Origin of the sequence: Actinomadura sp. NPDC048032 (genome assembly GCF_040653175.1) — a bacterium.
Classification (GTDB): domain Bacteria; phylum Actinomycetota; class Actinomycetes; order Streptosporangiales; family Streptosporangiaceae; genus Spirillospora; species Spirillospora verrucosospora.
Window position 1 is genome coordinate 1 of sequence record NZ_JBEZJP010000427.1, and the last position, 7,166, is coordinate 7,166.

General features: G+C 75.3%; 7 protein-coding genes and 1 pseudogene. 4 read left to right on the forward strand and 4 right to left on the reverse strand.

Annotation, left to right across the window (positions count from 1 at the left end):
* Window positions 1-18: 18 nt before the first annotated feature.
* Complete coding sequence (locus AB0C69_RS35190) at window positions 19-1,248, reverse strand: aldehyde dehydrogenase (NADP(+)) (protein WP_360359560.1); 1,230 nt, start codon at window positions 1,246-1,248, stop codon at window positions 19-21.
* Between AB0C69_RS35190 and AB0C69_RS35195 the strand changes: the two genes are divergently transcribed.
* The 4 genes from AB0C69_RS35195 to AB0C69_RS35210 are packed head-to-tail and all read left to right on the forward strand — an operon-like array spanning window position 1,223 to window position 4,050.
* Complete coding sequence (locus AB0C69_RS35195; RefSeq protein ID WP_360359563.1) at window positions 1,223-1,456, forward strand: hypothetical protein; 234 nt, start codon at window positions 1,223-1,225, stop codon at window positions 1,454-1,456. The two genes, AB0C69_RS35190 and AB0C69_RS35195, sit on opposite strands and share 26 nt — an antisense overlap.
* A complete protein-coding gene (locus AB0C69_RS35200; RefSeq protein ID WP_360359566.1) occupies window positions 1,453-1,992 on the forward strand; it encodes a hypothetical protein in 540 nt (179 codons plus the stop codon). The genes AB0C69_RS35195 and AB0C69_RS35200 overlap by 4 nt, the downstream gene beginning before the upstream one ends.
* A gap of 4 nt (window positions 1,993-1,996) precedes the next feature.
* Window positions 1,997-3,451: a glycosyltransferase gene (locus tag AB0C69_RS35205; RefSeq protein WP_360359569.1), complete on the forward strand. Its 1,455-nt coding sequence runs from the start codon at window positions 1,997-1,999 to the stop codon at window positions 3,449-3,451.
* Window positions 3,448-4,050: a hypothetical protein gene (locus AB0C69_RS35210; RefSeq protein ID WP_345182894.1), complete on the forward strand. Its 603-nt coding sequence runs from the start codon at window positions 3,448-3,450 to the stop codon at window positions 4,048-4,050. Before AB0C69_RS35205 ends, AB0C69_RS35210 begins: the two co-directional genes overlap by 4 nt.
* Window positions 4,051-4,072: 22 nt before the next feature.
* On the opposite strand, the gene AB0C69_RS35215 is transcribed toward AB0C69_RS35210, so the two are convergent.
* The 3 genes and pseudogenes from AB0C69_RS35215 to AB0C69_RS35225 all read right to left on the reverse strand — a co-directional run.
* Window positions 4,073-4,687: a DapH/DapD/GlmU-related protein gene (locus tag AB0C69_RS35215; RefSeq protein WP_353831079.1), complete on the reverse strand. Its 615-nt coding sequence runs from the start codon at window positions 4,685-4,687 to the stop codon at window positions 4,073-4,075.
* A gap of 40 nt (window positions 4,688-4,727) precedes the next feature.
* Window positions 4,728-6,686, reverse strand: a complete 1,959-nt coding sequence (locus tag AB0C69_RS35220; protein WP_360359572.1) for a glycosyltransferase — start codon at window positions 6,684-6,686, stop codon at window positions 4,728-4,730.
* 39 nt (window positions 6,687-6,725) lie between these two features.
* Window positions 6,726-7,166: pseudogene (locus tag AB0C69_RS35225) on the reverse strand (hypothetical protein); the annotation flags it as partial.

The window sequence follows — 7,166 nt, forward strand, 5'->3', positions numbered from 1 at the left end:
GGCGGACCGAGGACGGTCTCACCGGACGGCCTGCGGGACCTTCCACGGGTTGTCGTCGCGCAGCGGCGGCGGCAGCAGGTCCTGCGGCCAGTTCTGGTACGCGACGGGCCGCAGGAACCGCTCCGTGGCGGCCGTGCCGACCGAGGTGGTGGAGGGCGCCGTCGTGGCCGGGTACGGCCCGCCGTGCTGCATCGCGTGCGTGACGGACACGCCGGTCGGCCACTGGTTCCACAGGACGCGGCCGCTCCGGCCCGCGAGCACGGCGGCGAGCGCCTCCAGCTCGCCGGCCTCCTCCGGCTCGGCGTGCAGCGAGGAGGTGAGCTGGCCGGGCAGCGCCGCCACGACGCCCGCGAGATCGGCGAGGCGCTCGTAGGTGACGACGAGGCCGAGGGGCCCGAAGCACTCCTCCGCCGCGGCGTCGATGTCGGCCTGGAACGCCGCCAGGTCCATGGTGAGCAGGCGCGGGGTCAGCGCGTCCTCCTCCTGCGGCCAGACCAGGCGCCGCACGCCCGGCCGGGCGCCCAGGCTGCCCGCCGCGGCCAGGTATCCGGAGCTGATCCGCTCGTTGAGCATCGGCGCCCCGGCGGCCTCGCGCAGGCGCGCCGCGATGCCCTCCGCCAGTCCGGGCGGCGCGAACAGCAGGCCGGGGTTCGTGCAGAACTGGCCGGCCCCCAGCGTCAGGGACGCCGCGTACCCCCGGGTGATCTCCTCGGCGCGGGCCTCGGCGGCGCGGGGCGTCACCACGGACGGGTTCACGCTGCCCATCTCGCCGTAGAACGGGATCGGGACCGGCCGCTCCGCCGCGATCCTCGCGAGGGCGAGGCCGCCCCGCTGGGAGCCGGTGAACGCGGCGGCGGCGACGCCGGGATGCCGCAGGGCCTCGACTCCGGCGTCCTCGCCCTCGATGAGGGCGAACACGCCGTCCGGGAGCCCGGCGCCGGCGATCGCCTCGGCCGTCCGGCGCGACAGGCGGGGATGGCCGGGGTGCGCCTTGACCACGACGGGGCAGCCCGCCGCCCACGCCGACGCGGTGTCGCCGCCGGCGACGCTGAAGGCGAACGGGAAGTTGCTCGCCGCGAACACCAGCACCGGGCCGACGGCCGTCCGGCAGCGGCGCAGGTCCGGGCGCGGCCCGGTGGGCCAGTCCGGGTCGGGCCGGTCGATGCGGGCGTCGTAGAGGGCGCCCTCGAGGACCTGCTCGGCGAACAGCTTCAGCTGGAACGTGGTGCGGGTCAGCTCGATCGTCAACGGGTACCGCCGCCTGCGCGACCGCTTCCCGGACGGTCTCGACCTGCCGAAGGCCCGGGAGATCCTGGACGGACGCTTCGGCTACCGCACGGTGGCCGAGGCGCACTACCGGCACTGGTTCCCGGAGGCGGGCGCGGACGGCGGGCCCGAGGGCGCCGCCGACCGTGCCGCGGACGACGGGGCCGCCGACGGGGGAGAAGAAGCGTGAACGTGCTGTTCGTGGCGCTCGGCGCCTCCCGCCGGCCCGCGGTCGTCCGGGAGGCGGCCCAGGTAATCGCGGACGGCGGCAGCGCCGTCGTGCTGGTGCGCAAGGCCTCGACCTGGGCGAAGGACCCGCTCCCGGACGGCGTCGACGCCGTCGAGCTGTCCGCGCTCGAACGGCGCTACCGTCCCGCCGCGGTGCGGATCCCGCTGTACCGGATCCCGGCGCTGCTGCTGCGGGTGTGCTTTCCCGGGCCGCTGCGGGGGCTGGGGAAGCGGATCGACTCCGCGTACCGCAGACGCGTCGCGCGGCCCGTCGACCGGCGGCTGGCCCGCCTGTACCGGCGCGACGCCGACGCGGTGCGCCGCCGGACGGTCGACCGCGAGCTGCTCCGCGGCCGCTCCATCGACCTCGTCGTCATCGCCGATCCGCAGTCGCTGGTGACCGTGTCCGAGCTCGCGGACACGATCACGGGCGCCGGAGCGACGCTCTCCTACTCCGTCGCCCATGAAAGGCCCCCGGCAGGCTACGCCAGAGGATGACTCAATGACCGAACGCCGCCCACGCCTCCTGTACCTCGCCTTCTACTTCCCGCCGTCCCGCGCGAGCGGCGTGTACCGGCCCCGGGCGACCGCCAACCGGCTGACCGAGCTGGGCTGGGACGTCACGGTCTTCGCGGCGCCGCTCCCGTTCCTCTACGACACGATCGGCTCGGTCGACGACAAGCTGACGGAGACCGTCGACCCGCGGATCACGCTGGTGCGCCCCGACCTGAACCGGTTCGTCTGGCAGACGGACCTGCGCGAGTACAGCCGGTTCCGTGGGGCGTTCCCCCAGCTGGCCCAGTCGCTGTACACGTGGGGGCAGAAGCACGTCTTCCCTGAGCACTACGCGTCCTGGGGGCGCGACTCCGTCCGCCGCGCGCTGCGGATGCACGCGCGCCGCAGGTTCGACGTGGTCCTCGCGACGGGGAACCCGTACTCCTCGTTCGCCGCGGCGTGGCTGTTCCACAAGCTGACCCGCACCCCCTACATCATCGACTACCGCGACTCCTGGACCCTCGACCAGTTCAGCGAGGAGCCGATGTTCGAGGACGGGCATCCCGCCTGGCGCTGGGAGCGGCGGGTGCTGCGGTCCGCGGCGAACTCGCTGTACGTCAACGACGCCCAGCGCGCCTGGCACGCCGAGCGCTACCCGCGCGCGGCGGACCGCATGATGACCGTCCTGAACGGGTGGGACGCCGACACGCTCCCGCAGAGCGCCGCGCCGCCCCCGGCGGCCCGCGCGACGACGGGCGGGCACGCGCCCCGCTTCTCCTTCATCGGCACGGTCACCGACAAGCAGCCCATCGAGGAGCTGATCGAGGGGTTCTCCCGCGCCCGCGCGCATTCGGACATGCGGGCCGCCACCCTCAACTTCTACGGCTACTTCGGGTTCTTCCAGGGCACCGACAACAAGCTCCGCAAGCGCTTCTCCGCCGCGGCCGAGGCCGCGGCGGAGGCCGTCAGCGCCCAGGAGGTCGGGGGCGGGGCGGCGGTGGCCGAGCAGGCGGAGGCCGCCGCCGGCGGCGGAGCGGACGGCGAGGAACTGCTCGCCCCCGGCGTCTACCACCGCGGCCCGGTGTCCAAGACGGCGCTCGCCGACGTCTACCAGGACTCCGACGTGCTGGTCTTCCTCAACGGGGGCGGACGCTACGTCACCTCCGGCAAGATCTTCGAGTACATGGCGGCCGGACGTCCCATCGTGTCGGTCCACACGCCCGGGTCGGCGGCCGAGGAGCTGCTGCGCGGGTACCCGCTGTGGTTCAACCCGGGCGGGCTCGCCCCGGCCGACATCGCCGCGTCGATGGTGGCGGCCGCGAAGGCGGCGGCGGGACTGGACGAGCGGCAGGCGGCCGAGGCCCGCGCCTACGCCGACCGCTTCGAACGGAACGTGACGCTGGAGCCGCTCGTGGGGCGGCTCACCGAGCTGGCCGCCCGCAGGCGCGGCGTGAGCGGGTGACCATGTTGGGAGACGGTGACGTGCACGGCGCGCAGCCCCCGAAGGTGCTGGTCCTGGCCATGGACCCCAGGCTGACCATGGACCCGGCCCCGAGCGTGCCGCCCAAGCGCCAGCACAAGAGGGTCATCGGGCTGGCCGGGCACTTCGCGGAGGAGGGCGCGCGGGTCGACGTGGTGACCGCCGAGCCGGACGGGTGGGCGAACCTGGACGAGCGGGTGCGCCTGCACCGGCTCGACAAGGCGGAGGCCCGGCACCCGCTGCCCTGGCTGGAGCACACGGTCGTGATCCGGATGCCGCGGATCGCCGTCCGGCCGGTGGCGCGGGCGGGCCGTCTCGGCGCGCGCCTGGACCGCGCCCGGAGCCGCGCCTCCCGCGCCGTCCACCGGCGGCTCTTCCTGCCGTTCTACCGGCACGTCCGGCCGCACGTGCTGGCCCGCATCGCGCGGCGGCGCGTCCTGCGGGAGATCGACACGGGCGGCCTCGTCCGCGTCATCGTGATGGACCGGACGTCGGTGCCGCTCGGCCGCAGGCTGGCCCGCCTGCACCCCGACCTCGTCGTGACGACGCGGCAGGTGCGCGACCTCGACGCCAAGGCCTGACCGGCCGGCCGCCCCTCCGGGCTCAGCCCTTCTCGGTCAGGACGGTCGTGTCCGAGCCGTCGCCGGCGGGGGCCTCGACGTAGACCTCACCGGTCCGCGGGCACTCCCACGTGCCGTCGGCACGCTCGGCCAGCCGGGCGCCCGCCCTGCCGACCCAGCCGATCCGGCGGGCGGGCACGCCCGCGACCAGCGCGAAGTCGGGGACGTCGCGGGTGACCACCGCGCCCGCGGCGACCATCGCCCAGCGGCCGACGCGGACCGGGGCGACGCACACGCTGCGCGCGCCGAGCGAGGCGCCCTCGGCGACGTGGACGCCGACCGCCTCCCAGTCGTCGCCGCGCTTCAGCTTGCCGTCCGGGTCCACCGAGCGGGGCTCGCGGTCGTTGGTGAGCACGACGGCGGGGCCGACGAACACGCCGTCCTCCAGCACGGCGGGCTCGTAGACGAGCGCGTGGTTCTGCAGCTTGACGTTGTCGCCGATCCGCACGCCCGCGCCGACGTAGGCGCCGCGGCCCACGATGCAGCCCTCGCCGAGCCGGGCGCCCTCGCGGATCTGGGCGAGGTCCCACACGGTGGTGCCGTCGCCGAGTTCCGCGCCGGGGTCGACCTGGGCGCTCGGCAGGATGCGGTGACTCATGCGGTGCCTTCCATGCGGATGTTCAGCGGGTGGACTCGGATCACTCCGGCTTCGCGCCCCCGCCGGGGAGCAGCCGCCGGGCGCGCTTCGCCAGCGACGCCAGCGGCGCGGTGACGTGCACGGTCGCGGTCCTGCGGTCCATTCTGACGTGCACGCGGCGCGGGGGCGCCAGCGACGCGGTCACCGGACCGAGGACGCCGCCGTCCTCGGAGGCCAGGCGTACCGCGACGGGGTCGCCGACGCCGTCGACCGCGAAGCGGGCCCGCCAGCGGCCGGGACGCGCGCCCGCGAGGGAGAGGTCGGCGCGCAGGCGGGACGGGTCGTCCGGCGCGGCCTCCAGCGCCGCGCGGACCGTCGTCTCGCCGTCGGCGTGGTGCAGCACCACGCGCATCGCGGGGCCGTCGCCGAGGACGGGCGGCGCGTCGGCGAGCACCCGGACCCGCCGCCCCGGCCCCCAGCCGACCTCCACGCCGGCGAAGTCGGCGGATGTGAGGGCGGCGCCGGCCTCCAGCGCGAGCGGCTCCCCGCGGCGCGCCTGCGCCGGGCGCAGGAGGCGGGCCCCCGCCAGGGCCGCCCGCGGGAGGGGCAGGTCGCGCGGCCTGACCAGCGGCACCGTCCGCACGTGCCCGCTGAGCGCGACCTCGACGTGCAGGGTCCAGAGGCCGTCCGGGAGGGAGGCCGCCTCCGGGCCGACGGCGGCGGTGAAGGACGCTTCGACGCCTTCGTCCGCGGACGCGGCAACGGTCTCGCACTCCACGGGGCGGCGGTCGCCGTCGGCGTTCTCCAGCAGCAGCCGGACGACCGGGGTCCCCTCGTCGACGTCGCGGACGACCACGGTGCCGCCGACCAGCAGGGCGTCGTCCCCCCAGGCCAGCCGTGTCAGGGCGGGCAGGACCACCAGGGGCGCGGACGTCGCGAAGCATTCGTCGGGGATGCGGACGGCGGCGTCGCGGAAGAACGGGTACTTCAGGTAGGCGCGCCCGTCCTCCAGATGGAGGCGGGGCCGCGTCCCGCCGCGGCGGAACCGCAGGACCTCCACCAGCTCGTCGTCGAGGCCGTGCAGGACGCAGTGCCCGATCACCCGGTGGAGGGGGTGGGCCAGCTCCCGCTGCGCGGGGGTGTACCACTCCTCCAGCAGCTCGCGGCAGCCCGCGAGGGTGACCTTCTGGTCGTCGGGCGAGGAGTCCAGGTACAGGCGGTCGAGGCGGCCGAAGACCTCCAGCCGCAGGTAACGCCGGTTCAGCCGCTCCCGCGTCTCGCCCGGCTCGGTGTGCTCGGCGACCTGCCGCATCGCCTGGCCGATGACCGTGTACAGGTCGGCGGGCGGGGCGCCGGCGCCCTGCGTCGCGCTGGAGCCGTCCTCGCGGGCGGCCCAGTAGTAGCAGTCGTAGTCGGCGAGGACGGACACGCCGTCGGCGTTCAGGTAGGCGCCCGCGGTGAAGAGCTGGTCTTCGTGGGCCACCAGGCCCTCGGTGAAGCGGAGGCCCGCGCGCTCGACCAGCGACCGCCGGAAGAGCTGGAGCGCGGCCATCGACATCCGCCCGAACAGGTCGCAGTCGGGGTCGAGCACGTGGGTGCGCTCGATGGAGCGGTCGAACACCTTGGGCGACTTGCGGCCGCCCGTGCCGACCTGCTTGCCGAGGACGATGTCGGTGCCGTTGCGCTCGGCCATCGCCGTCATGCGCTCCAGCGCCTCCGGGCCCAGCCGGTCGTCGGCGTCCAGGAAGAACACGAACGTCCCGGACGCCAGCTCCAGGCCGCGGTTGCGCGGCGCGCCCGCGCCGCCGGAGTTCGGCTGGTGGACGACCGTCAGCCGGTCGTGGGCGCGGGCGAGCTCGTCCAGCAGCTCGCCGCCGCCGTCGGTCGAGCCGTCGTCGACGGCGATGACCTCGACCTGCTCGGCGGGCAGGGACTGGGCGAAGACCGACTCCAGTGCCCCGCCCACCGTGTCCCGGCACTGGTACACCGGGACGATCACGCTGACCAGGGGGTGCGTCATGGCCCCTCTACACTCGGGGAAGCGACTGTGAGGGCCACTTTAGGCGTGCTCGGGGGCCGCCGAGACCGCTCGGCCGGAAATGGCGTACATCGTCGACCGGGGGCCGGCCTGCGCGAGCGCGTCGACGGCGGCGGCGAACCGCGTCATGGCGTCCGGGTGCTCGGGGCCCAGGAGGTAGTCGCGGAGCGTGCGCCGCTCCGCGGCCAGCGGGTCCTGGCCGGGCGTCGCCGCGACGGCGAGGATGTCGGACAGCTCGGCGCAGCCCGGGTTCAGCAGGTAGGCGGCCGACGCGGACGGGAACTCGGTCCTGAAGAGGTTCTCGTCCATCCCGTCGGGGTTGGTGACGACGTAGGGCTTCAGGCTCGGGATGTAGTCGGAGATCACGCTGGAGATGTCGGTGATCAGCATGTCCGAGCGGTTGAAGCACTCGGCGGCCGGGGCGGCCGCGGCGGGGGACGCGGCGGTCAGCGCGAGGGCGGC